Source organism: Paracoccus niistensis (genome assembly GCF_042432925.1).
GTDB lineage: Bacteria > Pseudomonadota > Alphaproteobacteria > Rhodobacterales > Rhodobacteraceae > Paracoccus > Paracoccus niistensis.
In genome coordinates, this window is the sequence record NZ_JBHLWE010000017.1 from 266318 (window position 1) to 292450 (window position 26133).

General features: G+C 68.2%; 23 protein-coding genes. 9 read left to right on the plus strand and 14 right to left on the minus strand.

What is annotated here, in order from left to right; translation table 11 throughout:
- Positions 1-7: 7 nt before the first annotated feature.
- From ACFFII_RS05610 to lpdA, 3 genes are read left to right on the plus strand one after another with little or no spacing between them, the layout of a single operon-like run.
- A complete protein-coding gene (locus ACFFII_RS05610; protein ID WP_377697901.1) occupies positions 8-1264 on the plus strand; it encodes an MFS transporter in 1257 nt (418 codons plus the stop codon).
- Between the two features lie 2 nt (positions 1265-1266).
- Positions 1267-1848, plus strand: a complete 582-nt coding sequence (locus tag ACFFII_RS05615; RefSeq protein WP_377697902.1) for a DUF924 family protein — start codon at positions 1267-1269, stop codon at positions 1846-1848.
- A 41-nt stretch (positions 1849-1889) separates the two neighbouring features.
- The gene (lpdA, locus tag ACFFII_RS05620) at positions 1890-3281 is read left to right on the plus strand and encodes a dihydrolipoyl dehydrogenase (RefSeq protein ID WP_377697903.1); all 1392 of its coding nucleotides are present in this window, start codon (positions 1890-1892) and stop codon (positions 3279-3281) included.
- Positions 3282-3394: 113 nt separating this feature from the next.
- Here the strand turns inward: lpdA and ACFFII_RS05625 are convergent, their stop codons facing one another.
- The 10 genes from ACFFII_RS05625 to ACFFII_RS05670 form a co-directional block, all read right to left on the minus strand.
- Positions 3395-4423 carry a DUF2971 domain-containing protein gene (locus ACFFII_RS05625; RefSeq protein WP_377697904.1) on the minus strand — a complete coding sequence of 343 codons (1029 nt, stop codon included), beginning with the start codon at positions 4421-4423 and terminating at the stop codon, positions 3395-3397.
- 267 nt (positions 4424-4690) lie between these two features.
- Positions 4691-5380 carry a phosphate regulon transcriptional regulator PhoB gene (gene phoB / locus ACFFII_RS05630; protein WP_377697905.1) on the minus strand — a complete coding sequence of 230 codons (690 nt, stop codon included), beginning with the start codon at positions 5378-5380 and terminating at the stop codon, positions 4691-4693.
- A gap of 26 nt (positions 5381-5406) precedes the next feature.
- On the minus strand, positions 5407-6126 hold the full coding sequence (phoU, locus tag ACFFII_RS05635) for a phosphate signaling complex protein PhoU (RefSeq protein ID WP_377698181.1): 720 nt from the start codon (positions 6124-6126) through the stop codon (positions 5407-5409).
- Between the two features lie 14 nt (positions 6127-6140).
- Positions 6141-6944 carry a phosphate ABC transporter ATP-binding protein PstB gene (gene pstB / locus ACFFII_RS05640; RefSeq protein WP_090752846.1) on the minus strand — a complete coding sequence of 268 codons (804 nt, stop codon included), beginning with the start codon at positions 6942-6944 and terminating at the stop codon, positions 6141-6143.
- A gap of 22 nt (positions 6945-6966) precedes the next feature.
- Positions 6967-8334 carry a phosphate ABC transporter permease PstA gene (gene pstA / locus ACFFII_RS05645; protein ID WP_377697906.1) on the minus strand — a complete coding sequence of 456 codons (1368 nt, stop codon included), beginning with the start codon at positions 8332-8334 and terminating at the stop codon, positions 6967-6969.
- Complete coding sequence (gene pstC, locus ACFFII_RS05650; protein ID WP_377697907.1) at positions 8331-9512, minus strand: phosphate ABC transporter permease subunit PstC; 1182 nt, start codon at positions 9510-9512, stop codon at positions 8331-8333. The genes pstA and pstC overlap by 4 nt, the downstream gene beginning before the upstream one ends.
- A 103-nt stretch (positions 9513-9615) precedes the next feature.
- The gene (locus ACFFII_RS05655) at positions 9616-10647 is read right to left on the minus strand and encodes a substrate-binding domain-containing protein (RefSeq protein WP_377697908.1); all 1032 of its coding nucleotides are present in this window, start codon (positions 10645-10647) and stop codon (positions 9616-9618) included.
- 201 nt (positions 10648-10848) lie between these two features.
- Entirely contained in the window at positions 10849-11013 is a 165-nt protein-coding gene (locus ACFFII_RS05660) for a YdcH family protein (protein ID WP_090752830.1), read from the minus strand.
- A 67-nt stretch (positions 11014-11080) separates the two neighbouring features.
- A complete protein-coding gene (locus ACFFII_RS05665) occupies positions 11081-11824 on the minus strand; it encodes a tRNA1(Val) (adenine(37)-N6)-methyltransferase (RefSeq protein WP_377697909.1) in 744 nt (247 codons plus the stop codon).
- Complete coding sequence (locus ACFFII_RS05670; RefSeq protein ID WP_377697910.1) at positions 11821-12027, minus strand: putative signal transducing protein; 207 nt, start codon at positions 12025-12027, stop codon at positions 11821-11823. The genes ACFFII_RS05665 and ACFFII_RS05670 overlap by 4 nt, the downstream gene beginning before the upstream one ends.
- Before the next feature lie 74 nt (positions 12028-12101).
- Here ACFFII_RS05670 and ACFFII_RS05675 point away from each other — a divergent pair, with 74 nt between their 5' ends.
- The gene (locus ACFFII_RS05675; protein ID WP_377697911.1) at positions 12102-13103 is read left to right on the plus strand and encodes a polyprenyl synthetase family protein; all 1002 of its coding nucleotides are present in this window, start codon (positions 12102-12104) and stop codon (positions 13101-13103) included.
- Between the two features lie 116 nt (positions 13104-13219).
- On the opposite strand, the gene ACFFII_RS05680 is transcribed toward ACFFII_RS05675, so the two are convergent.
- A complete protein-coding gene (locus tag ACFFII_RS05680) occupies positions 13220-14617 on the minus strand; it encodes an ammonium transporter (RefSeq protein ID WP_446686937.1) in 1398 nt (465 codons plus the stop codon).
- Positions 14618-14957: 340 nt separating this feature from the next.
- Here ACFFII_RS05680 and ACFFII_RS05685 point away from each other — a divergent pair, with 340 nt between their 5' ends.
- Complete coding sequence (locus ACFFII_RS05685; RefSeq protein WP_377697913.1) at positions 14958-17552, plus strand: transglycosylase domain-containing protein; 2595 nt, start codon at positions 14958-14960, stop codon at positions 17550-17552.
- 57 nt (positions 17553-17609) lie between these two features.
- On the opposite strand, the gene ACFFII_RS05690 is transcribed toward ACFFII_RS05685, so the two are convergent.
- Complete coding sequence (locus ACFFII_RS05690) at positions 17610-18206, minus strand: MlaC/ttg2D family ABC transporter substrate-binding protein (RefSeq protein ID WP_377697914.1); 597 nt, start codon at positions 18204-18206, stop codon at positions 17610-17612.
- Positions 18196-18930, minus strand: coding sequence for an MlaA family lipoprotein (locus tag ACFFII_RS05695; RefSeq protein ID WP_377697915.1), 735 nt, complete (start codon positions 18928-18930; stop codon positions 18196-18198). The genes ACFFII_RS05690 and ACFFII_RS05695 overlap by 11 nt, the downstream gene beginning before the upstream one ends.
- 177 nt (positions 18931-19107) lie before the next feature.
- On the opposite strand from ACFFII_RS05695, the gene ACFFII_RS05700 reads away from it, so the two are divergent.
- The 4 genes from ACFFII_RS05700 (at position 19108) to ACFFII_RS05715 (ending at position 25576) form a co-directional block, all read left to right on the plus strand.
- Entirely contained in the window at positions 19108-20841 is a 1734-nt protein-coding gene (locus tag ACFFII_RS05700; protein ID WP_377697916.1) for a type I secretion system permease/ATPase, read from the plus strand.
- Positions 20838-22274: an HlyD family type I secretion periplasmic adaptor subunit gene (locus ACFFII_RS05705; protein WP_377697917.1), complete on the plus strand. Its 1437-nt coding sequence runs from the start codon at positions 20838-20840 to the stop codon at positions 22272-22274. Before ACFFII_RS05700 ends, ACFFII_RS05705 begins: the two co-directional genes overlap by 4 nt.
- A 303-nt stretch (positions 22275-22577) precedes the next feature.
- Positions 22578-23951 (plus strand): Trk system potassium transporter TrkA, encoded by a 1374-nt coding sequence (gene trkA, locus ACFFII_RS05710; protein ID WP_377697918.1) that lies wholly within the window; start codon positions 22578-22580, stop codon positions 23949-23951.
- The gene (locus ACFFII_RS05715; RefSeq protein ID WP_377697919.1) at positions 23951-25576 is read left to right on the plus strand and encodes a potassium transporter TrkG; all 1626 of its coding nucleotides are present in this window, start codon (positions 23951-23953) and stop codon (positions 25574-25576) included. The genes trkA and ACFFII_RS05715 overlap by 1 nt, the downstream gene beginning before the upstream one ends.
- On the opposite strand, the gene ACFFII_RS05720 is transcribed toward ACFFII_RS05715, so the two are convergent.
- The gene (locus tag ACFFII_RS05720) at positions 25573-25986 is read right to left on the minus strand and encodes a VOC family protein (RefSeq protein ID WP_377697920.1); all 414 of its coding nucleotides are present in this window, start codon (positions 25984-25986) and stop codon (positions 25573-25575) included. The genes ACFFII_RS05715 and ACFFII_RS05720 overlap by 4 nt on opposite strands.
- Between the last annotated feature and the right edge of the window lie 147 nt (positions 25987-26133).

Consider the following 26133-nt stretch of genomic DNA (forward strand, 5'->3'; position numbering starts at 1 on the left):
GGAAATCATGCTGAGCGTTCTGCGCACAACCTGGCCGCTGCTGCTCGGCGTCCTGCTGCTGATGGTCGGCAACGGGATGCAGGGCACGCTTCTGGGCATCCGCGGCGAAATCGAGGGCATCCCGACCACGCAGATGTCCGTGGTCATGTCCGGCTATTTCGGCGGCTTCGTGCTGGGCAGCCTGATCGTGCCGGGCATGATCCAGCGCGTGGGCCACGTGCGTGTCTTCGCCGCGCTCGCCTCGCTGATCTCGGCGGTGCTGATCGTCTATGCGGCGATCCCGCACTGGCTTGCCTGGGCGCTGATGCGACTGCTGATCGGCTTCTGCTTCTGCGGCGTCTACATCACCGCCGAAAGCTGGGTGAACGCCAGCGCGGCGAACGAGACCCGGGGTCAGGCCATGTCGGCCTATTTCATCGTGCAGATGCTGGGGCTCGTCACCGGCCAGGTCCTGATGAACGTCAGCGACCCCGGCGGCTGGATGCTGTTCGTCATCCCCTCGGTCCTGGTGTCGGTGGCCTTCACCCCGATCCTGCTGGCCCGGGTCCCCGCGCCACGGTTCGAGACCATCAAGCCCATGAGCATGGGGCAGCTTTACCGCGCCTCGCCGCTGGGCTGCGTCGGCATCTTCCTGATCGGCGGGGTGTTTTCCGCCGTCCTCGGCATGGGTGCGGTCTGGGCGGCGACCATCGGGTTGAACGTGCGCGAGATCTCGGCCTTCGTCGCCGCCATCTGGATCGGCGGGCTGCTGGCCCAGTATCCGATCGGCTGGCTTTCCGACCGGGTGGACCGGCGCCTGCTGATCACCGGGCTTGCCGCCTTCGGCACGCTGGTCACCGCCACCTTCGCCATGCGCGATTCGGGTGTCTGGGGCTATCTGCTGGCAGCGGCGCTGGTGGGCGGGGTCGCGAACCCGATCTATGCGCTGCTGATCGCCTATACCAACGACTTCCTCGACACGGCCGACATGGCGGCGGCTTCGGCGGGGCTTCTGCTGATCAACGGTGCAGGCTCGGTCTTCGGGCCGATCCTGACCGGCTGGCTGATGGCGGCGATGGGTCCTGAAGGGTTCTGGGTCTACATGGCCGTGCTGCTGGCGGGACTTGCAGCCTATGGCGGCTGGCGCATGACCCAGCGCGCCACGCCCGATGTCGACCAGAGCTTCGCCATCCTGTCGCCCTCGGCCACGCCCCTCGCCGTTGAGACGGCGCTGGCCGAGGCAGGCGACAACTCCAGTTCTCCTCCACAGGACAAGGCCGCATGATCATGGACGCCATAACCCCTGCCGAGGTCATCCGCTTCTGGGTGGACGAGGTCGGCCCCAAGGGCTGGTACGTGCAAGACGACGAGCTGGACCGGACGGTGCGGGACCGCTTCATGGCGGCCTGGATCGACGCGCCGCGGCTGGCCGCCGAATGGACAGGCACGGTCGCAGGCGCGCTGGCCGCGCTGATCCTGACCGACCAGTTCCCGCGCAACATGTTCCGGAACGACGCGCGCGCTTTCTCGACCGACCCGCTGGCCCTGCGGATCGCCGGCGCCGCGATCAAGGCAGGCCACGACCTTGCCACCCCCGAACCCGCGCGGCAGTTCTTCTACCTGCCCTTCGAGCACAGCGAGGAACTGGCCGACCAGGAGCGCGCGGTCGAACTGTTCGCCGAGCGGATGCCGGGCGAGAACCTTCTTCACGCGCAAGTTCACCGCGACACGATCGCGAAGTTCGGCCGCTTTCCCTGGCGGAACGAGGCCTTGGGCCGCATCCCGACTGACGCCGAGCGTCTCGTGATGGAGGCCGGCGGCTATGGCGCCCTCGTCTCGGGCAAGCTGTCGCTTGCCGATCTGCCCTGAGCCTGCAAATGTGACGGGACGTCCGACTGCAAGAGGTTCCGATGGCACAAAGTTTCGACGTGGTGGTGATCGGGGCCGGCCCCGGCGGTTATGTCTGCGCGATCCGCGCGGCCCAGCTGGGGCTGAAGGTTGCCTGCGTGGAACGCGAGCACCTGGGCGGCATCTGCCTCAACTGGGGCTGCATCCCGACCAAGGCCATGCTGCGCTCGGCCGAGGTTTTCCACCTGTTCGAGCGGGCCAAGGACTTTGGCCTCAAGGCGGACGGCTTCGGCTATGACCTTGACGCGGTGGTGCAGCGGTCCCGTGGCGTTGCCAAGCAGCTTGCGGGCGGCGTTGGACACCTGCTGAAGAAGAACAAGGTCACGGTGCTGATGGGCGAGGCCAAGCTGACCGCCCCCGGCAAGCTGACGGTCAGGACGGACAAGGGCACCGAGGAACTGACAGCGAAATCGATCGTGCTGGCCACCGGCGCGCGAGCGCGCGAGTTGCCGGGGCTTGAGGCTGACGGCGAACTCGTCTGGACCTACAAGCACGCGCTGGTGCCCAAGCGGATGCCGAAGAAGCTGCTGGTGATCGGCTCGGGCGCCATCGGGATCGAGTTCGCCAGCTTCTTCAACACGCTGGGCGCGGATACGACCGTGGTCGAGGTCATGGACCGCGTGTTGCCCGTCGAGGATGCCGAGATCTCGGCCTTCGCCAAGAAGCAGTTCGTCAAGCAGGGCATGAAGATCATGGAGAAATCCACGGTCAGAAAGCTCGACCGCAAGGGCCAGACCGTGACCGCCCATATCGAGGCGGGTGGCAAGACCGAGACGCAGGATTTCGACACGGTGATCTCGGCCGTGGGCATCGTCGGCAATGTCGAGGGGCTGGGGCTGGAAGCCCTGGGAGTGAAGATCGACCGCACCCATGTCCTGACCGATGAATACTGCCGCACCGGCGTCGAGGGGCTTTACGCCATCGGCGACGTCGCGGGCGCGCCCTGGCTGGCCCACAAGGCGAGCCACGAGGGGGTGATGGTCGCCGAACTGATCGCCGGCAAGCACGCCCATCCGGTCAAGCCTTCGAACATCCCCGGCTGCACCTACTGCCAGCCGCAGGTCGCCTCGGTCGGGCTGACGGAAGCCAAGGCGAAGGAACTGGGCCACGAGGTCCGCGTCGGACGCTTCCCCTTTGTCGGCAACGGCAAGGCCATCGCGCTGGGCGAGCCCGACGGCATGGTCAAGACCGTCTTCGACGCCAAGACCGGCGAGCTTCTGGGCGCCCACATGGTCGGCGCCGAGGTGACCGAGCTGATCCAGGGCTACACCGTCGGCAAGACGGCGGAACTGACCGAGGAAGACTTCATGCACACCGTCTTCCCGCATCCGACGCTGAGCGAGATGATGCATGAATCGGTACTGGACGCCTATGGGAAGGTAATCCATTTCTGAGGGGAAGGCCGAGGCAGACTTTCATGCAAAACGCCTAGGTTGGGCAGAAAGCGGCAGATTTATGTAGTCACGTCGAGTGACCATGCCAACGTGCAGGAGGTTTTCCGAAGTGCTTACGCCGTGGCCGCGCAGCCCGCATTGCTACCGAAAGTGCTAATTAGCACCAGTTCAGTTATGTTCTTCTTACTCGGCGGCTTCTTCGTAGGTATGCGACTGGCGATTAGTATAGCGCGCGTAACTTTCGCGTGCGGGTAGTGAGCCGCCACAGAGTCACAAACATGCTTTGCGACTTCCGGTAGGGTCCTAGGCCCCAATATCACCCGATCTATAGCTTCGGGCGGAAACTTGAGCAGATGAATAGGATTCTCGACGGTCCCAACGGTCAAATCGGCCTGCCCTTCCTTGATATACAGACGCCATTCCCGTTCGTAGCTCCAATCAGTTGTCTTAGAAATGAATGCTGCCTGCGGGTTGTCCAGAGGTTCGTCTATCTTTCCATCGAAATAAACTACCTTCTGCAATCGGGTCTTTTCACCATTCTTCCGCTGGCGGAACCAAATATTCTCAGTATTAAACGCGACTACGAAACCAGCATTGTTATCCGCGTAGTGTGCCCACATGGGTGGGCTATCCATGCGCTCAGACAAAGAAAAACAAAGCAGGTCACGTCCCATTTCTTCCAATAGATTCTTGACATTTACGGGATCGTTGAGATATGGAATAAGCATTCTGTCTACGGCTTGCTGCATCTCCGCCCGCAATATCCCCATGAAGCAACCGCCGTAGCGTTGTTCGGCTATCTGCAGCACCAACTCAGGGGACAGAAAGCCTAACCCCTTTTCTTTCAGTATGCCCGCAATAAGCTTGCGCACCATTTCTTCGGACAAAGTCTTATCCATCTGCTCTGATAGCATCGCCAGCATCTTCGGCCCGGCTAGCGTGTCAAAGGTTGAACGAATTTCAAAGGTGTCATTTGTGTTCAACAAAGGGGTAAACCGCACCGTGCCCTCTTCAAGCACGTTGCCAACACGTTCAGCGGACAGATACTTATAGAGAAAGCGGGGTGGAAGCGGTGGGTTATCGAAGTCGCCCGAGCTAAATGTATTCATATTTAGCACTTTCCATGCAGCCACTTGCAGCATGCATACCGCATCAGGGCGGAAAAATGAATAGCCCCGGCTTTCTTAAACGCCTTCGCGTATCATCATCTGCTGCCTTTCGATTCAGCGGGCGACAGCATCCCACTTCTTGCATGCTGCACTTGCAGCGCCACACGTAGTCAGATCACTTATCGCTCTTGCCGGGCAGTTTTGCTGCGATACAGCATGTCTCTCCGCTGTATGTGCAACCAGCGGCTTCGTCCCGCAAAGCAGACATAAACCAACGGTTCCAGGACGCCCCTCAGCGCCTCACCCCAGCGCATACCCCGTCCCGCGCACCGTCCGCACGGGGTTCGTCCCGCCGTTCGCCATCAGCGCCTTCCGCAGCCGGCCCACGTGGACGTCGATGGTGCGGCTGTCGACGTAGATGTCGCGGCCCCAGACGCGGTCGAGAAGCTGCTCGCGGGTCCAGACGCGGCCGGGGCGTTCCATCAGCGTTGACAGCAGGCGGAACTCGGTCGGGCCGAGGTGCAGGGGCTGGCCCGCGCGGAAGACCCGGTGCTCGCCCGCGTCGAGCAGGATGTCCTCGAAGCTGAGCCGCTCGCCCATCGTGGTCGGGCGGGTGCGGCGCAACTGGGTGCGGACGCGGGCCATCAGTTCGACCACCGAATAGGGCTTGACCACATAGTCGTCGGCGCCGGTTTCCAGGCCCCGCACGCGGTCGCCCTCGTCCGAACGGGCCGACAGCATGATGATCGGGATGTGGCGCGTGCCGGGGTCGGCCTTGACGCGGCGGCAGATCTCGATCCCCGAGACATTGGGCAGCATCCAGTCCAGCACCATCAGGTCGGGCGCTTCCTCGGCCACCAGCAGCATGGCCTCGTCGCCGGTCTCGGCCTCAACCACGCGGAAGCCTTCGGATTCCAGATTGTAGGTCAGCACCTCGCGCTGGGCGCCCTCGTCCTCGACCAGGAGGACGCAGGGTTGCTGGACGGACATGGCTTGCTCCTTTCGCGGGACGCGCGTCAGCCGCCGGGGGCGGGATCGACGAACAGGACGCTGTTGCCCTTGGGTCGGGGATCGTCGGGCAGCTCGCCCGTGACGACATACAGCACCTGCTCGGCGATCGAGGTCGCGTGGTCGCCCATCCGCTCGACGTTCTTGGCGATGAAATGCAGGTGCATGCAGGCGGTGATGTTGCGCGGGTCTTCCATCATGTGGGTCAGGAACTCGCGGAACAGCGCGTTGTACATCTGGTCCACCTCGAGGTCGCGCGCCCGCACGTCGGCGGCCAGCGCGGCGTCCCGCTGGACATAGCTGTCGAGCGCGTCGCGCAGCATTCCCTCAACCGTGCTGGCCATGCGGCGCAGCGCAAGCCCGGTGCCGGGGATCACCGGCATCTGCGACAACTGGTTGGTGCGCTTGGCGATGTTCTTGGCATAGTCGCCCACGCGTTCCAGGGCGGCCGCGATCTTGATGACCGACAGCACCAGCCGCAGGTCGGTCGCGGTGGGCGCGCGCAGGGCGATCAGGCGGGCGGCGGATTCGTTCACCTGCACCTCGAGCTGGTCGATGGCGCGGTCGCGGCGGCGGACCTCCTCGGCCAGTTCCTCGTCGCGTGTTTCCAGCGCACGCGCGGCTTCCTCGATCGCGGCCTCGACCATGCCGCCCATGCGGATGACCTCGGCCTGGATGCTTTCCAGGTCGCGGTCGAAGGCCGACAGGATATGCTTGTCGCGGTTCATCATCGAAAACCCCCTCAGCCGATCCGGCCGCTGATGTAGCTTTCCGTCCGCGGGTCGCGCGGCCGGGTGAAGATGTCGTCGGTGTCGCCGTATTCGACGAGGTTGCCCAGGTGGAAGAAGGCCGTCTTCTGGCTGACCCGCGCCGCCTGCTGCATCGAGTGCGTCACGATCACGACCGAGAAGGTCGCGCGCAGCTCGTCGATCAGTTCCTCGACCTGCGCGGTGGCGATGGGGTCAAGGGCCGAGCAGGGCTCGTCCATCAGCAGGACCTCGGGCGCGGTGGCGACGGCGCGGGCAATGCACAGGCGCTGCTGCTGGCCACCCGACAGGCCTGTGCCGGTCTCTCCCAGGCGGTCCTTGACCTCGTTCCACAAGGCCGCGCCGCGCAGGGCCTTTTCGACGATCTCGTCCAGTTCGGCCCGGTTGCGGGCCAGGCCGTGGATGCGGGGGCCGTAGGCCACGTTGTCGTAGATCGACTTGGGAAAGGGGTTCGGCTTCTGGAACACCATGCCGACGCGGGCGCGCAACTGCACCGGGTCCACGCGGCGGTCATAGATGTCCTCGCCGTCGAGCAGCATCCGGCCCTGGACGCGGGCGATGCCGATGGTGTCGTTCATGCGGTTGAGGCAGCGCAGGAAGGTGGACTTGCCACAGCCCGAGGGGCCGATGAAGGCCGTCACCGTCTTGTCCAGCAGGTCGACGCTCACGTCCTTGATGGCGTGTTTCTCGCCATAGAAGACCTGCACGTCCTTGCACTGGAACTTGATATCCCGGGCGTCTGTGTCCACCACTCGCTCCACCATTCTCACGTCGTCCATGATGTGGTCCCTTTCCCCGGATTTACCACCGCCGCTCGAACTTGCGGCGCAGGGTGATGGCCAGAAGGTTCATCGCCAGAAGGAAGACCAGCAGCACGATGATGGCGCCCGAGGCGCGTTCGAAGAACGCGGGGTCCGCGCGCTGGGTCCAGTTGAAGACCTGCACCGGCAGGGCCGAGGCGGGGTCGAGAAAGCCCTCGGGCGGGGCGGACGGATAGGTCGTGACGAAGGCCACCATGCCGATCAGCAGCAAGGGCGCGGTTTCCCCCAGCGCCTGCGCCAGTCCGATGATCGTGCCCGTCAGGATGCCGGGCATGGCCAGCGGCAGGACATGGTGGAACATCGTCTGCATCCGCGAGGCCCCCACCCCCAGCGCCGCGTCGCGGATCGAGGGCGGCACCGCCTTCAGCGCGGCGCGCGTCGAGATGATGATCGTGGGCAGCGTCATCAGCGTCAGCACCAGCCCGCCCACGATGGGCGCGGACCGCGGCAGGCCCGCGAAGTTGATGAAGACCGCCAGCCCCAGGATGCCGAAGACGATCGAGGGCACGGCCGCGAGGTTCGAGATGTTCACCTCGATCAGGTCGGTCAGCCTGTTCTTGGGCGCGAATTCTTCCAGGTAGATCGAGGCCGCGACGCCGATCGGCAGCGACAGCACCAGCACGATCAGCATCATGTAGAAGGACCCCAGGATCGCCACGCCCAGGCCCGCCGCCTCGGGTCGGTTGTCCGAGCTGTCGGTCGAGGTCACGAAGTCCCAGTTGAACCGCGTCTGCAGGTCGCCCCGATCCTCCATTGCCATGGCGAGGTCGTATTGCGCGACCGAGGTCTTGGCGTCGATGGCGGCGGATTCGCGGCTGACGCGGCCCTTGAACATCCCGTCGATGCGGGACGAGGTCATCACCGGCGTCTCGATCACGGTGCCGACCAGTTCGGGGTTCGCCAGCACGGCGTTGCGCAGGTCGGCGCGCGCCTGGGCCGAGAAGAAGGAGGACAGGTCGCGGTCGTCCAGCCCCTCGATCTCGATGCCGTTCGCCTCGACATAGGCGGCCAGCGAATTGTCCAGCAGCTTGCCGTAGCCCATCGTCAGGACCTTCTGCATCTCGGCCGGATCGCGGTTCCCGGCCGGGTCCACCACCTGCGCCTCGATGGCGACGGGGATGCGGGCATAGGTCTGGAAGAAGGCGCTGGTGCCGTCGCGGAAGATCGTGAACAGCAGGAAGACCAGCGCGCCCATGGCCAGCGCGATGGCGACCACGCCATAGGCGCGGAAGCGCCGCTCGGCCGCGTTGCGGCGCCTGGTGCGCGGGTCCTCGATCAAGAGCGACCTCCGCGCGGGCGCGGCAGGGGGATCGACGGGCCGGGGCGGCTGCGAGGTGACGTCGGTCATTCGTACTGTTCCCGGTACTTGCGCACGATGTAGAGGGCCAGGACGTTCAGCCCCAGCGTCATGACGAAAAGCGTGAGGCCCAGGGCAAAGGCCACCAGCGTCTCGGGGCTGGCGAAGTCGTTGTCGCCGGTCAGCTGGCCCACGATCTTGACGGTGATGGTGGTCATCGCCTCGAAGGGATTGGGACTGATCCGGGCCATGGCGCCCGCGCCCAGGACCACGATCATCGTCTCGCCGATGGCGCGCGAGGCGGCCAGCAGGACCGCGCCGACGATGCCCGGAAGGGCCGCGGGCAGCACCACCTGGCGGATCGTTTCGGAATGGGTCGAGCCCATGGCGAGGCTGCCGTCGCGCAGCGACTGCGGCACGGCGTTGATGATGTCGTCCGACAGCGAACTGACGAAGGGGATCAGCATCATCCCCATGACCAGCCCCGCCGTCATCACCGACGAGCCGCTGGACCCCAGACCCAGCGGCTGGGCGATCCAGTCGCGCAGCAGGGGGCCGACCGTGACAAGGGCGAACAGGCCGTAGACGATGGTGGGAATGCCGGCCAGCACCTCGATGGCGGGCTTCACGACCGAGCGGACGCGTGGCGTCGCGTATTCGGACATGTAGATCGCAGCATAAAGCCCCACCGGCACCGCCACCAGCAGCGCGATCAGCGAGATGTACAGCGTACCCCACAACAGCGGCAGCATCCCCAGTTCCGAGCCGCCGCCGAAGCTGGGCGTCCATTCGGTCCCGAAGAAGAAGTCCTGCCAGGGGTACATCTGGAAGAAGCGCAGCGATTCGAAGACCAGCGACAGCACGATGGCCACGGTTGTCGCGATGGCGATCAGCGAGCAGACGATCAGGATGCCGCGCACGACCTGCTCGACCACGTTGCGGGCGCGGAACTGCGGCGCGGTGCGCGACAGCGCGAAGGCCAGCCCGGCCACGCCCAGCGCCAGCGCGGCCGGGGCCAGCCAGTCCGGCGCCTGGAGCAATCGCGTCAGCGCCAGCAGCACCAGCGCCGGAAGCGCGGTGAACAGCGCGACATGCCAGCCGTGATAGGTCGGGCGCGAATGCAGCGCCCGGGTGTCGCCGCCCGCAAGCCGGATCGAGCGGCTGCGGCCCAGCAGATAGCCCAGCGCGGCCAGGGCCAGGATGGCGATCGTGATCCAGAAGGGCGACATCAGACCTCGCACAAGGGGGGCGCGGCGGAAGTCATCACGACACCGGCCGCACCGCAAGCAAGCGGGCCACCAGCGGCCCGCCTGCCGGCGTCAGGTAACGGGCTCAGTTGGCCGCGACAACCGTTTCGGCCGCAACCGCCTGCTGGACCCTGGCCAGTTCCGGGTCGGGCACCAGGCCGTATTCGGACAGCGGGCCGCCGGGGCCGGCGATGGCATCGGCCACGAAGAACTCGGCAAACTCCTTCAGGCCGGGGATCGCGCCGAAGTGGTCCTTCTTGACGTAGAAGAACAGCGGGCGCGACACGGGATATTCGCCCGAGGCGACCGTCTCGACCGAGGGCGCCACGCCGTCAATGGTGGCGACCTTCAGCTTGTCGGTGTTGTTTTCATAGAAGGACAGGCCGAAGACGCCCAGCCCATTGGGGTTGCTGTCGATGCGGGCCAGCGTCTCGGTATAGTCGCCGTCTATGTCCACCGAACGCCCGTCGGTGCGCAGCGTGACGCAGGCCTCCTCGGCCTTGTCGGCGTCCGACAGCGCGGTCATCGCCTCGAGAGCGCCCGAGGTTTCGCAGCCGGCGGCCATGACCTTCTCCTCGAAGACCTCGCGGGTGCCGTGCTTGGTGCCGGGGACATAGACAGTGATCTCCTGCGCGGGCAGCGCGGGGTTCACGTCGGCCCAGGTGGCGGCGGGGTTCGCGACCAGCTTGCCGTCCACGACGACCTCGGCCGCCAAGGCCTTGTAGACGTCCTGCGGGGTCAGGGGGAAGTCCGGGCCGTTGATCGACGAGGCGAAGACGATGCCGTCATAGCCGAACTGCACTTCCATGATGTTGTTCACGCCATTGGCGCGGCATTCGGCCAGCTCGGCCTCCTTGATGGGGCGCGAAGCGTTGGCCACGTCGATGGTGTTCTCGCCCAGGCCCGCGCAGAACTGCTTGAGGCCCGCGCCGGTGCCGCCGCCCTCGACCACCGGAGCGGTGAAGTCCATGTTCTCGGCAAAGGCTTCGGCGACGATGGTGGCATAGGGCAGGACAGTGGACGACCCCGCGACCTGGATCTGGTCGCGCGCGGCCGCCGCCGTGGCCGAGACGGCCAGCATGGCGAGGACCGAGGCGGAGAATTTCATGGTGTTCATTTGGCAGCTCCTGCGGTGTGGGCCCTGAAGGCCTGCGCCCGGTTAGATCGGCTTCATGTCATCTTCATGACAGAAATGATGCGGGCAGGTGACTGCCCGTGAAAAGCCCCTGCCCCGGCACGCCGAACGGAAAGGGGACCGGACTGGCCGATCCCCTGGCTGTTGCGGTCCGCCGCCACCGCCCGTGGCGGGCGCGGTTCCTCAATGGCTAAGGCGCTCGATCTCCTCTTTCAGCCGCAGCTTTTCCTTCTTCATCGCCGCGATGCTGAGGTCGTCCGTACCCGGAGCGCGCTGTGCGCGTTCGACTTGTTCCGAGAGATCCTGGTGCTTCCTGCGCAGTTCCGCGACGTGCGACTGAACCGACATTCCGAATACTCCTTCTCTGGTGTCGAGAAGGGCAGTCCAGCATGATTCGCCCGCACTGTCACGCCGGTCACGGATGTATGATGTTAAGGGCGGCCCCATGTCGCAGGACTGCCTGCGCAGCGGGCGTCAGGTCCTCGCCGTCGCCTTCATGCGCCGCACCTTCGTGCAGCACGAAGGGCGAGAGAAGGCGCAGGGGGCCGCGCGCGCCCTTGCGGGCGGCGACGATCACCCGGCCCGCCTCACGACCGCACCGCGCGGCGAGGGGCAGGATCGCCGTGGCCCCGGCCCGGCCCGGCAGCGCCGACAGGATGCGGTCCAGCGCCTCGGCCCGGTGGATCAGCACCAGCCATCCGCCCGGACGAAGACGCCGCAACCCGGCGTCGATCCAGGTTTCCAGCGGCGTCTCCTCGTGCCGGGCTTCGGCGCGGCTGTTGTCGGGCGCGCGGGTGCCGGGGCCGAAGAAGGGCGGGTTGGCGATGACATGGTCGAAGACTTCGGCCCGCAGTTCCACGGGCATCGCGGAAAGGTCGCCCGCGACGATCCGCGCCGCGATGCCGGTCGTCGCGGCATTCTGCCGCGCGAGGTCGGCCATGCCGGGCTGGCGCTCCAGCCCCGTCAGGTCAAGCCCCGGCACCCGCACCCCGAGGCAGAAGAGCGCGACCCCTGCCCCGCAGCCAAGCTCCAGCACGCGCTCGCCTGCGCGTGCAGGGCAGGCGGCGGCCAGCATCACGGCATCAGCGCCTGCGCGATAGCCGCGCGCGGGCTGGCGCAGGATCAGCCGCCCGCCGATGAAGGCGTCGTCGCGGGTCATCCGATCCCGTGGTCGCGCAGGATCGCGGTCGCCATGAAATGATCGCGGTCCGCCACCATCAGGCGGCGCGGCAGGATGCCGATCGAGCCTTCCAGCACGCTCATGTGCTGGTCGAACTGGAAGGCCATGATGCCCTCGCCTCTCAGCACGCCTTCGGCACGGGTCATGGTCAGGGGATCGGTGGTGCGCAGGACTTCCTTCATGGCGCGCCACGCTAGGGCGCGGTTGCGAAACTGTCCACGACATGGCAAGGGCCACGGCGAAAAGGGGTGCTCTCATGGGTGTGAACGAAACCGTGGCGAAACCGCTGGACCGACTGGCCGCGCTGCTGGCCCATGACATGGGCGCCGTGGACGCCCTGATCCGCACCCGCATGGAAAGCCGCCACGCCCCCCGCATCCCCGAGGTCACGGCCCATCTGGTCGGCGCGGGCGGCAAGCGGCTGCGGCCCCTGCTGACCATCGCCGCCGCCCGGCTGCTGGGCTATGAGGGCACGCACCACCAGCTGCTGGCCGCAACGGTCGAGTTCATCCACACCGCCACCCTGCTGCATGACGACGTGGTGGACGAAAGCCGCCAGCGCCGGGGACGGCCGACCGCGAACCTGCTGTGGGACAACAAGTCCAGCGTGCTGGTGGGCGACTACCTTTTCGCCCGCAGCTTCCAGCTGATGACCGAGACCGGCAACATGCGGATCATGTCGATCCTGTCGAACGCCTCGGCCGTGATCGCCGAAGGCGAGGTGCTGCAACTCACCGCCGCGCAGGACCTGGGCACGACCGAGGAGATCTATCTGCAGGTGGTCCGCGGCAAGACCGCCGCGCTGTTTTCCGCCGCGACCGAGGTCGGCGGCGTGATCGGGGGCGGCACGGATGCGCAGGTGCAGGCGCTTTACGACTATGGCGACGCTCTGGGGATCGCCTTCCAGATCGTGGACGACATCCTCGACTATGGCGGCACCACCGAGGTCATCGGCAAGAACACCGGCGACGACTTCCGCGAGCGCAAGCTGACCCTGCCGGTCATCAAGGCGGTGGCGAAGGCTGACGCCGACGAACGCGCCTTCTGGCAGCGCACCATCGAGAAGGGCGACCAGCAGGAGGGCGACCTCGAGCGTGCGATGGCGATCCTCGGCCGCCACGGCGCCATCGACGCGGCGCGCGCGGACGCCCTGGCCTGGGCCGCGCGCGGGCGGTCGGCGCTGGAGGCCCTGCCCGAAGGCGAGATCCGGGCGCTGCTGACGGAGCTTGCGGATTTCGTGGTCGCACGGGTGGCGTGAAGAGGAGGGCTTCGCCCACCGGCCTGCGGGCCTCCCCAGGATATTCAAGCGAAGAAGAACTCGCGCATGAGAAAGGCCCGGCGCATCGGCCGGGCCTTGGCGTTTTCGGAGAAACGTCAGTTATACGCGTTCTCGCCGTGGGTGGTGAGGTCGAGGCCCTGGCGTTCGTCCGTCGCGCCGACCCGCAGGCCGATCGTCATGCGGACCAGGTGGATCGCCAGGAACGAGACGACGCCCGACCAGATCACGCAGATCACCACGCCAAGGACCTGCACATAGACCTGGTGGCCCATGTCGAAGGCGCCGGGGCCGCCCGCCGCATAGTCGTAGATACCGGCGCCGCCCAGCGAAGGCGCGGCGAAGACGCCCGTCAGGATGGCGCCGACGATGCCGCCCACGCCGTGGATGCCGAAGACGTCCAGGCTGTCGTCGATGCCGATCCGCGATTTGAGCGACACCACGACCCAGAAGCAGATCAGCCCCGCCGCAAGGCCGATGGCGATGGCACCCATCGGTCCCACAAAGCCCGCCGCGGGGGTCACGCCCACAAGCCCTGCAATGGCGCCCGAGACGCCGCCCAGCAGCGAGGGATGGCCGCGCATCGCCCATTCGCCGAAGGCCCAGGCCAGCGCCGCCGCAGCCGTGGCGACCGCCGTGTTGATGATGGCCAGCGCCGTCAGGCCGTTCGCCTCCAGGTTCGACCCGGCGTTGAAGCCGAACCAGCCGATCCACAGCAGGCAGCCGCCCAGCATGGTCATGGTCAGGTTGTGGGGGGCCATCGGCTCCCGCCCGTAGCCCAGGCGGGGTCCCGCGACCATGGCGGCGACAAGGCCGGCCACGCCCGCGTTGATGTGGATCACGGTGCCACCCGCGAAGTCCAGCGCGCCGTGGCCGAACAGGTAGCCCGAGGGAGCGTCATAGGCCGAGGGGCCGCCCCACCACCAGACCATGTGGGCCATCGGCAGGTAGGACAGGAAGAACCAGATCACCACAAAGGCCAGGACCGCGGCGAACTTCATCCGCTCGGCCGTAGCGCCCACGATCAGCGCGGGCGCGATGCAGGCGAAGGCCATCTGGAAGACGACAAAGGCCAGTTCGGGGATGAAGACGCCGGTCGAGAAGGTTTCGGCCATCGAGCTGGTGGTGACACCGCCCAGGAACATCTTGGACAGGCCGCCGATGAAGGGGGTCAGGGGCCCGGCCTCCTCGGCGGTGGCGGGGCCGGTGAAGGCCAGCGAGTAGCCCACCACGACCCACAGGATCGCCATGACGGAAAAGGTCGCCAGCACCTGCATCAGCACCGACAGGACGTTCCGCGACCGCACCAGCCCCCCGTAGAACAGGGCGAGGCCCGGCAGCGTCATCATCATCACCAGCACCGCCGAGATCATCACCCAGGCGGCGTCGCCCTTGTCCATCACGGGCGCCGGGGCCGCCACCGCCTCGGGCGCCTGCGCCAGCGCCGCCCCTGCCGTCAGGGCCAGAAGCGTCCCTGCGGCAAGGGGCAGGGCCATCCTGGCGGCTGCCATCGTCTGACGGCCCGCGGGCCCGTCGCCTGCATGGATCAAGATCTGGCTCATCGGCATGTCCTCGTCGCTTGCCGCGGGCCCTTGCGCCGGCCCGCCCTTCAGCCGGATCACGCGGCAACTGCCCGCCGCGCGTCCAGCGGCAGGCGGATTTCGGCCGGTCTCTGGCGGAAATTGCCCACCCGCGCGGCAGAGTTTGCGGAAAATGCGCGATATTCCGGCAGGTCACGTCTGGGTGCGCAGGCCGACGGCGCGTGTTCTCAAGCGGGCCGGGCTGCTATATGTGGGCGGACGAAAAAGGCCGGGAAACGGCTCATTGGATGCAGGCATGAAGAAACCCGAGAAGCCCCGGCGCCTTGCCGCCGACAGGCGCTATGCCGCCCCCTCTGCCGCGGCCCCGCCTTCGGGCGGAGGGCTGCCGCCCCAGCAGGCGCAGCGGCGGGCGAGTGCCGCCCCCCCGCGCAAGCCGCGGCGCGGCAACTTCGTCACGCGCGGCGTGACAGGCGCGGTGTCGCTGACCTGGCGTCTCATCTGGGGGTCGTTCTGGCGGACCGGCGCGACGCTGGCGCTGATCCTTGGCCTGACCGTCGCCTATTATTATTCCACCCTGCCCGACCCGCAGGCGCTGTTCGACGGGCGCGCGCGCGGCTCGGTCACGATGCTGGACCGCGAGGGCCGGGTCTTCGCCTGGCGGGGCGAGACCTACAACACCGTCAGCGCCGACGGGATCGCCCCTGTCCTGCGCAATGCGGTCGTGGCGACCGAGGACAAGCGCTTCTTCAGCCATATCGGCATCGACCCGCGCGGCATCGCCAGCGCCATCAAGATCAACATGGCCGAAGGCCGCGGACCCTTGGAAGGCAACGGCGGGTCCACCATCACCCAGCAGGTGTCCAAGCTTCTGTGCCTGGGTGAGGAGTTCGACCCCATCAAGTGGAAGTCCGAGGCCGAATACGAGGCCGACTGCCGCAAGTCCTCGCTGTGGCGCAAGATCAAGGAAGTGCCTTACAGCTTGGCGATGGAGGCCAAGTATTCCAAGGCCGACATCCTCAACATCTACATGAACCGCAGCTACCTGGGCGCGGGCGCCCGCGGGTTCGAGGCGGCGGCCCAGCGCTATTTCGGCAAGTCGGCGGCCGAGGTGAACGCCGCCGAGGCCGCGATGCTGGCCGGGCTGCTGAAGGCGCCGAGCTATTTCTCGCCCACCTCAAACCTCCAGCGGTCGCAGGACCGGGCGGCGGTGATCCTGGGGCTGATGCATGACCAGGGCTACCTGGACGACGCGCAGTTTGCCGAGGCCAGGGCCAACCCGGCCGTGCTGTCCAAGGCGGCGGCGGCGCGGGCGGGCGGCTATTTCGCCGACTGGGTGATGGAATCCGGGCCGGGCTTCCTGACCTCGGAAACAACCGAGGACGTGACGATCACCACGACCTTCGACCAGACGGTGCAGCGGCAGGCGGAACGCGCGCTCAAGCGGATCTTTGACGAGAAGGTCAGGGACGGGTCCAAGGCGCAGGCGGCGGTGGTCGTGATGTCGGCCGACGGCGCGGTGCGCGCCATGATCGGCGGGCGCGACACGGCGGGCGCGGGCACCTTCAACCGCGCGACGCAGGCCAAGCGGCAGACGGGGTCGGCCTTCAAGCCCTTCGTCTTCGCGGCGGCGCTGGACCAGGGCTATTCGCCCAACGACACGATCCTGGACGCCCCCATCACGATCCACATCAAGGGCTCGAAGCCCTGGACGCCCAAGAACTACACCCGCCGCCACATGGGCGAGATCACGCTGACCAAGGCGCTGTCGCAGTCGATCAACACCTCGACCATCCGCCTGCAGGAGGCCGTGGGCCGCGACAACGTGCGCCGCGTGGCGCAGGACTTCGGCTTTGCCCATGACATCACCGCCAGCCCCTCCATGGGCCTCGGCGTGGCGGAAACCACGCTGCTGGAAATGACGGGCGCCTATGCGGGCATCCGCAACGGCGGGACGGCCGTGCGCCCCTACGGTTTGGTGGAACTGCGCATCAAGGGCGACGACAAGCCGCTGATCGGGCAGGTCGGCGGCATGGGGCAACGGGTGATCTCGCCCAAGGCCGCGTCCGAGCTGATCTGGATGATGCAGCAGGTCGTGGAAAACGGCACCGGCGGGCGCGCCAAGCTGCCGGGGCGCGAGGTCGCGGGCAAGACGGGGACGACCTCCTCCTATCGCGACGCCTGGTTCATCGGCTTCACCGAGCAATATGTCACCGGCGTCTGGATGGGCTATGACGACAACACGCCGCTGCAGGGGGTCACGGGCGGGGGTCTGCCCGCCGAGATCTGGCAGGCGGTCATGGCCGAGATCCACGAAGGCCTGCCGCCCCAGCCGCTGGGGGTGATCGCGCCCGACGCGGCGGGCAACATGATCGTCGCCAGCGACATCGTGTCGGCCGATTCGGACGACCCCCTGGCCGCCGCCCTGGCCGAGGCCGTGGCCGCCGCGCAGCCCGTGGACGGCCGCGTGACGGACGTGGTCCAGCCGGGCGACGCCACGGGGATGCCGATCGATGCGCCTGCCATCGTGGCGGCCTCGCCCGACGGCGCGGCGGATCCGCTGGCCGCCGCCCTGGCCGAGGCGATGGGCGAAAGCGCCCCCGCGCCCGAGCCTGCGCGCCTTGTGGAACCGGCACCTTCGGGCCCGCCGCCCGCGCCCGTTCCAGCGCCCGTGCCCGTGCGATCGGGCCCCATCGGCGCGGCCCCCGCTCCTCCTCCGGCGCCGCGCACCGAGGGCTCGACCGTCAGCAGCGCGGGCGAGGACGCCCCCCCTGCCCCCAGCCCCGTCGAGGCCGCGGTGGCCGAGGCCGTGGCCCCGGCCGACCTTCCGGCCGACGATGCCCTGAACGACGCGCTGTCCCAGGCACTGCAAGGCATCCCGGCCCTGAACTGACGCAACAGAAAGCCCCGCTCGAAGGCGGGGCTTTTTCATGGCGCGGAGGCGGCGGTCTCAGCCTGCCTGCTGCAGGTCCGCGATCAGCGCGCCCACATCGCCCTTGCGGCGGGCCAGCATGGCGTTGATCTCCTCGCGCTCGGAGGCCAGCATGTTCACGCCCTCGATGATGAGGTTGAAGAAGCGCGGCTGCCCGGTCTTGTCCGAAATGTGCCATTCGACGCGCATCGGGCTGCGGCCGTTCAGGTAGGCCGTGGAATCCACCGCCCAGAAGGACTTGAGCGGACGCGCCGCCCCGACCTCGATCCGCGAGCCCAGGAATTCCTGGAAACGCCGTCCGTACTTGCGCGCGACATAGCCCGTCATCGCCTCGCGGAACTGGCCGAAGCTCGCCGGGTCCATCTGCCGCGCCGTGGGCCCCAGCGCCGAGCGCGAGATCGCATCCACGTCGGCATGGCGCCGGAACACGCCTGCGAAGGCCGCGTAAAGCTGCGCGGGCGGGCGGCCCGAGTTGATGATGCCCAGCACCTCGTCCACGGCCCGCCGGATCGCGGCCGAGGCCTCGCCGGCCGTCATCGCATGGGCCGGCGTCACGGCCATCACGCCGCTGGCGGCGATCATCCCCAGGAACCCGCGTCGGGTGCTATTCGGCATATGGGTCAATGGCGTCCTCTTCCTGCTTCAGCTCGTAACGGCGATGCTGGGTATAAAGCAGCCGCGTCTGGGCGTAACTGTCGGCACTTTCATGCAGGACCGAGTCCACCGTCGAGCCGAATTGCGCCCGCTCACCCGCTTTTGAGACGACGCGCGCCGCCGTGCCCGCAAGCTTCTGGTCGTCCGTCAGCACATTGTCCAACGGGTCGATCAGCGCGAAGTCCACGATCTTGCCCGCGAGGTCGCGTTCCGTGGACGGTCCCAGCAGCGGCAGTTCGAGATAGGCGCCCGAGGGCACGCCCCAGACATGCAGCGTCTCGCCGAAGTCGGTGTCGATCTCGGGCAACGCAAAATCCGAGCCCGCCGGGTCGAACAGCCCGCCCAGGCCCAGCGTCGTGTTGACCGCAAAACGGAAGCCGTTCTTCACGGCAGGCTCGGGGCGGCCCTGCAACAGGCTGTTGACGACCTTTCCCGGCAGCGACAGGTTCGAGCCGAAGTTCCCCACCATCTGCAGCACGCCCGGCGGCTGGCCTTCAACCGGAGGGCGTGACGCCCCGTCGCTCTTGACCAACCGTGCAGCGGGGCGCACGAGGTTCGCGTCCAGCGCCTTGTTGAAGGCATGGACGCGGCGGTTCATGGGCTCGTAGGGGTCGGCGATCTCGCCCGGGGGCGCAGCGGCGCAGCCGGCAAGACCCAAGGCCAGCACAACCGGAACAAGACGCATCAATCTCTCCTTAACATCCATAGGCGAGTATTGGCCCAAGACCGAACGAAGCTTGCCACCTGCCTGTCCGAATGGTTCGGCTTGGGATAGAGGGCGCGCGGTGCCGCGACAACCTGTGGTCGGCACTGCGGCAGACGGGGCGGCCGATTGCCGCGCATGAACGGAAACAAAGAGCCGATGGCAACAGGACGTCAGGACGGATTCGCCGAGCTTCGGGCCGCGCGCGGGGGCAGCCTGGGGCTGGTCGCCGCGGTAGCCGTGTTCTCGGTCGCGGTGAACCTGCTGAACCTCACGGGACCGCTGTTCATGATGCAGGTCTACGACCGCGTGCTGGGCAGCGGGTCGGTGCCGACGCTGGCGGCGCTGTTCGGGCTGGTAGCCTTCCTTTTCGCCATGATGGGCCTGATCGACCTCGCCCGCGTCCGCGTGATGTCGCGCGTGGCGATGCGGTTCCAGGACCGGCTGGAATCCCGCGTCTTCCAGGCCGCCCTGGCCGAGGGCGCCGTGACCGGGCAGGCCAGCGCCGCGCAGGGCGGGCTGCGCGACCTTGAGGCCGTGCGCCAGCTGATCGGCTCGCCGGTGCTGATGGCGCTGTTCGACCTTCCCTGGGCGCCGGTCTTCCTGGCCGGGCTCTACATCTTCCACCCGGTGCTGGGGGTCGTGGCGACACTGGGCGCGATCGTGCTGGTCCTCACGACCTGGGCCAACCAGTGGCTGACCCGCCGCCCCCTGCAGGAGGCGATGGTGTCCGGCCAGACCGCCGACCGCGCCGCCGACCTTTACCGCGACGAGGGCGAGCTGATCGGCGCGCTGGGCATGCGGCAGGCGGCCTTTGCCCGCTGGAAGCAGACCCGCGACCGGATGGCCAATGCCACGATGTCGGCATCGGACCGGGGCTCGGGCTTTTCGGTCTTCTCGAAGACCTTCCGGCTTTTCCTGCAATCGGCGCTGCTGGCGGCGGGGGCTTGGCTCGTGCTGCAGCAGGCGGTGACGCCGGGCGCGATGATCGCAAGCTCGATCCTGATGGGGCGGGTGCTGGCGCCGGTGGAACAGATCGTCGGCGGCTGGTCGGCGGTCCAGCGCGCCCTGGACGGCTGGAACCGGCTGGGAGGGCTGCTGACGCGCCGCCCCCCGCAGGCGCAGCGGACGCCCCTGCCCCGCCCGGCGGCGCGGCTGGACGTGACCAACCTGACCGTCGTGCCGCCGGGGCAGACCGTGCCTACCCTGCGCGGCGTCATCTTCAATCTCGGCCCCGGGCAGGCGCTGGGCGTGATCGGACCTTCAGGCGCGGGCAAGTCCACGCTGGCCCGCGCGCTGATCGGGGCCTGGGCCCCGGCCAGCGGCTCGATCCGGCTGGATGGCGCCACGCTGGAACAATACGACCCTGACGTACTCGGCCGGCTGATCGGCTACCTGCCCCAGCAGGTGACGCTGTTCGACGGCACCATCGCCGAAAACATCGCCCGTCTTTCGCCGCGTCCCGACCCGGACGCGGTGGTCCGCGCGGCGACGGCTGCGGCGGCGCACCGGATGATCCTGGACCTGCCGCAGGGCTATGACACGCCGCTGGCGCAGGCGGGCGCGCGGCTTTCGGGCGGGCAGATCCAGCGTGTCGGTCTGGCGCGGGCGCTTTACGACGACCCGGTGCTGTTTGTCCTGGACGAGCCGAACTCGAACCTCGACAACGAGGGCTCCGAGGCGCTGAACCTCGCGATCCGCGCGATCAAGGCGCGCGGCGGCGCGGTCATCATCATGGCTCACCGTCCCGCCGCCATCGCGGAATGCGAGCTGCTGCTGGTGATGGAAGGCGGCATGCGCCGCGCCTTCGGGCCGCGCGACGAGGTGCTGCGTTCGACCGTCCGCAATGCCGAAACGATCACCCGTGCGCGCGGTGCCGGAGGTGTGACATGAACAACCCCACTCCGCAGATGCGCGACCCCGCGCAGATGGGCCTCGCCACCGCGCCGGTCGCCAAGGTGGACGACATCGTCGCCCCGACGCGCCGCGCCGTGCGTCGGCCCGAGCAGCCCCCTGCGCCGCCTCCGGCCGCGGGCAGCCGCTGGTCGGCCCGCAGTGCACTGGTGCTGGGCCTCGTCGGGATGCTGCTGCTGGTCGGCGGCTTCGGCCTGTGGTCCGTGACCTCGCGCATCGCGGGCGCGGTCGTGGCCCCCGGCCAGGTCGAGGTCGAGCAGCACCGCCAGATCGTCCAGCACCCCGAGGGCGGCGTGGTCGAGGAGATCGCCGTCCGCGAAGGCCAGCCGATCCAGGCCGGCGACCTGCTGATCCGCTTGGACGGCACCCTTCTGCGCACCGAGCTTGCCATCGTCGAGGGCCAGTATTTCGAGATCCTCGCCCGTCGCGGAAGGCTCGAAGCCGAGCGCGCCGACCGTCCCGCCATCACCTTTCCCGAGGAACTGGTGGAACTCGCGCCCACCCGCCCGGACGTGGCCGACCTGATCGAGGGGCAGACGCGGCTTTTCGAAAGCCGGCTCGACACGCTGCGGCAATCGACCGACCAGCTGGACCAGCAGGCCGAGCAGGTGCGCAACCAGATCGAGGGCATCGACGCGCAGATGACCGCGCTGCGCACCCAGCGCGAGCTGATCCAGGAGGAACTGACCGACCAGCAGACCCTGCTGGACCGCGGTCTGGCGCAGGCCTCGCGCGTGCTTGGGCTGGAACGCGAGGCCGCGCGGCTGGACGGCCAACTGGGCGAGACCCAGGCCATGCGCGCACAGGGCGAGACGCGCCTGACCGAGATCGACATCACCAAGCTGAAGGAAGCCGCCGAGCGGCGCGAGACCGCTGAAACGGAACTGCGCGACCTCGGCTACCGCGAGCTGGAACTGGCCGAGCGCCGCCGCTCGCTGATCGAGCAGATCTCGCGGCTCGACATCCGGGCGCCGGTTTCGGGCATCGTTCACCAGTTGCAGGTGACGACGCCCCGCGCGGTGATCCGGCCCGCCGACCCGGTGCTGTTCCTGGTCCCCCAGGACCGCCCGCTGGTGATCGCGGCGCGGGTTTCGCCCCTGAACATCGACGAGGTGTCGGTGGGGCAGGACGTCACGCTGCGCTTCTCGGCCTTCTCCAGCCGCACCACGCCCGAGATCCACGGCACGCTGGCGCGTGTCTCGGCGGATGCCGTCACGGACGAGGCGACGCAGATGCAGTACTATCGCGCCGAGGTCACGATCTCTCCGGACGAGCGCGAAAAGCTGGGCAACCTGTCGCTGATCCCCGGCATGCCGGTCGAGGTTTATGTCCAGACCGGCGAACGCAGCCCGCTCGCCTATCTGATGAAGCCGCTGACCGACTATTTCGTGCGCGCCTTCCGCGAACAGTAGCAGGCCGCGCCCGCGGTGCGGCCCGCCGAGGCGCCTGCCTCCGGCCCCCCTGCCCTTGGCAGTCAGGATAGGCCCAAGCCACGGACCCCGCGCAAAGCGCAGGTTCTTTCTCTTTCGGAAAAATATCCCGGGATCGTCGTATACGACGATGGGGCAGCGCCCCGGTCCTTTCCCGTCAGTCACAGGATACCCTTGCCGCTTCGGGGCAGCCTCGGGCGCATCCCTTGACCCCAAGCCACCCCATTGCCGAGCGTTCCCCCTCGGCCTAAGGCTGCGAACTGACGTTCACCGCGGGACAGGACCATGCGGATCATCATCTGCGGTGCGGGACAGGTCGGCTGGCAGATCGCCCGGCAGCTTTCGGGCGAAGGTCACGACGTCGCCCTGATCGACCGCGACGAGCGGCTGATCCAGCAGGCCAACGACGCGCTGGACGTGCAGGGCATCGTCGGGCACGCCAGCCACCCCGAAGTGCTGGACCGCGCCGGCGCGGCGGATTGCGACCTGCTGATCGCCGCCACCGCCAGCGACGAGGTCAACATCGTCGCCTGCGAGATCGCCGCCGCCCTGTTCTCGGTTCCCCGCCGCATCGCGCGGCTGCGCGCGCAGGCCTATATCCGCCCCGAATACGCCGATCTCTACCAGGCGCAGAACCTGTCCATCGACGTCGTCATCAGCCCGGAACAGGAGGTCGCGGCCGCCGCCCTGTCGCGCCTGGATGCGCCCACCACCTTCGACACCGAGACCTTCATGGACGGGCGCGTCCGCATGCTCGCCATGGCGCTGACGGACAGCTGCCCGATCCTGAACACGCCGCTGCGCCATCTCGACCAGACCTTCTTCGGCCTGCGCGCCGTGGTGGTGGGCCTGCGCCGCGGCGGGCGCTTCTTCGCCCCCGAGCCGAACGACCAGCTGCACGCAGGCGACCGCGCCTATGTGGTGACGCCCGAGGAGGACGTGGCCCGCACGCTGGACATCTTCGGCCTGCCGGGGCGTCCGATCTGCCGCGTGGTCGTGATCGGCTGCGGCAACATCGGCGGCGCCGTCTCGCGCAGCCTGGACCGCGCGCCCGAGGTGACGCTGCGGATCATCGAGGGCGATCTCGGTCGCGCCGAAGCCGCCGCCGAGCGGCTGCGCCGCAGCGTGGTCCTGCATGGCGACGGCATGTCCCCCGACCTCATGGCCGAGGCGGGTGTTCCGCAGGCCGACGCGGTGCTGACCCTGACAGCCGACGACCACGTGAACATCCTTGCCGCGATCCGGGCGCGGCAGGCGGGCGCGGGCATGGTGGTGGCGCTGATCAACGACCCCTCGCTGCTGCCCCTAGCTTCGAGCCTGGGGATCGACGCCCAGATCAGCCCGCGCGCCGTGACCGTTTCCTCCATCCTGCGCCACATCCGCCGGGGCCGGGTCCGAGACGTCTATTCCCTGGGCGATGCAGAGGCCGAGCTGATCGAGGCGCAGGTCCTGCCCGGCTCGGCCCTTGCGGGCCAGGCGGTGCGCGATCTCAAGCTGCCGCGCGGCGCGCTGATCGCGGCGGTGGAAAAGGCAGGCGCCATCCTCAAGCCCCGCCCCGACACGCGGCTGGAGCCCGGCGACCTTGTGCTGATCTTTGCCCTGGCAGGCGACATCCACGAGGTCGAGCGCCTGCTGCAGGTCTCGGCCGACTGGTTCTGATGGACCGGATCGCCCGCCTGCCCGTGCTGGTGATCGCAGGGCTGGCGATTGCGCTTGCGATGCTGGTTCCCGCCGCCCATGCCGAGGCCATCGGCGACCACCGCATCGCCGCGACCTTTGCCGCCTCGGCCTTGGGCGCGCTGGTCCTGGGGACGATGATGGGGCTCGCGACCGCCGCCACACCGGCGGCGGCCCCCTCGCGCGGGGTGCTGGGCACGCTTCTCAGCGTCTATGCCGGGCTTCCGCTGATCTGCGCGGTGCCCTTTGCCATGGTGATGCGTGACACCGGTCTTTTCAACGCCTGGTGGGAGATGCTGTCCTGCCTGACGACCACGGGGGCCACGCTTTACGCGGCCGAGCGCCTGCCGCCCTCGCTGCACCTGTGGCGCGGCACCGTGGGCTGGCTGGGCGGGCTGTTCATCCTGGTCGCCGCGATCGCGCTGATGGCCCCGGTGCGGGTCGGCGGCTTCGAGATCATGGACCGTTCGACCGGCACGGACGAACGCTTCGAGCGGCTGGGCGGCGGAAGTGACGTCGGCCGCGGCCGCGACCATGCCGCGCACCTGGCGGACCCCGCGCTGCGGCTGATCCGCTGGGGCCTAGCCATCGCGCCCCTTTACGCCGCCGCGACCGGTGCGCTGTGGCTGGGGCTGATGATGACCGGGGATCACGCGCTGAACGCGCTGATCCGCGCAATGGGAACGCTGTCCAGCAGCGGCGTCGGCCTTGACGCCCGGCCGGTCGGCACAAGCGGCGGAGTGGCGGCCGAGGCGCTGGTGGCGGTCTTCATGCTGGCCGCCCTGACGCGCCGCGCCTGGCCGGGCGGGGGCGAGTTGCAGACCACCCGCCGCCTGCGCAACGACCCGGAGTTGCGCGTCGCTGCCGGGCTTCTGGCGCTGGTCACGCTGATGCTGGTGCTGCGGCCCTTCATCGGCGCCTTCGATGCCGACGTGCAGCCGCTCGCCCAGCCCGAGCCCGCCGCCCCCGGCCTGGCCGGCGGGCTGGCCCGCGCAGCCGGCGCCGCCTGGGGCGGCCTGTTCACCGCCCTGTCCTTCCTGACGACGACCGGCTGGACCTCGATGCACTGGGATGGCGCGCGGGCCTGGGCCGGGCTGTCCGCGCCGGGGCTGATGCTGGCGGGGCTGGCCATCATGGGCGGCGGCGTCGCCACCACGGCAGGCGGCGTCAAGCTGCTGCGCGTCTTTGCCCTTGCCCTGCATGCCAAGCGCGAACTCGACAAGATCGTTCACCCCGCCTCGGTCGCGGGCGGCGGCTCGGTCATCCGCCGGCTCAGGGGGCCGGGAGCCTACCTGTCGTTCATCTTCTTCATGGTTTTTGCCCTCTCGATCGTGGCGACCATCGCGCTGGTGTCGCTGCGCCCCGTGTCCTTCGAGACCGCGACGATCCTCAGCGTGGCCGCACTGACCAACACCGGGCAACTGGCCGAGGCGATTCCCCTGACCCCTGTCTTCGAGGGCAGCGCGGGTATCGCAGGCGCGCCTTGGCAGGGCTGGGCGGGGCTCGCGCCCTTCACCAAGGCGGTGCTGGCCGCCGCGATGGTGGCCGGGCGGCTGGAGATGCTGGCGATCCTTGCCCTGCTGACGCCCGGCGCCTGGAGGCGCTAGCGGGCGAAGAGGCCCGCCGTGTCGGCGAAACCCTTGACCTCGATCGGGTTGCCGGAAGGGTCGCGGAAGAACATCGTTCCCTGCTCGCCGGGCTCTCCCTTGAACCGGATCTGCGGCTCAAGCTCGAAGCGGGTGCCGGCGGCACGCAGGCGCTCGGCCAGCGCGGTCCAGTCCTCCATCCCCAGCACCACGCCCAGATGCGGCATCGGCACCATGTGGTTGCCGACCTTGCCGGTGTTCGTCGTGGCGAAGGGCTGGCCCAGGTGCAGACTGATCTGGTGGCCGAAGAAGTCGAAATCGACCCAGGTGTCGGTGGAACGCCCCTCGGCGCAGCCGAGCGTGCCGCCATAGAAGGCGCGCGCCTCGTCCAGGTCGGTGACGTGATAGGCCAGATGGAAAACGGACTGCATCGCGGCTCCTTGTCGCAGGTCGGCGGAGAATAGCCGGGCGTGGCGAAAGGGAAACACCTGTGGCGCATTTTTGCCCACGCCTTGTCACGTTGCGGCGGGTGACCTTAATGTGAACACAACGCTGCAAGAACAAGAAAAGGTGTCCCG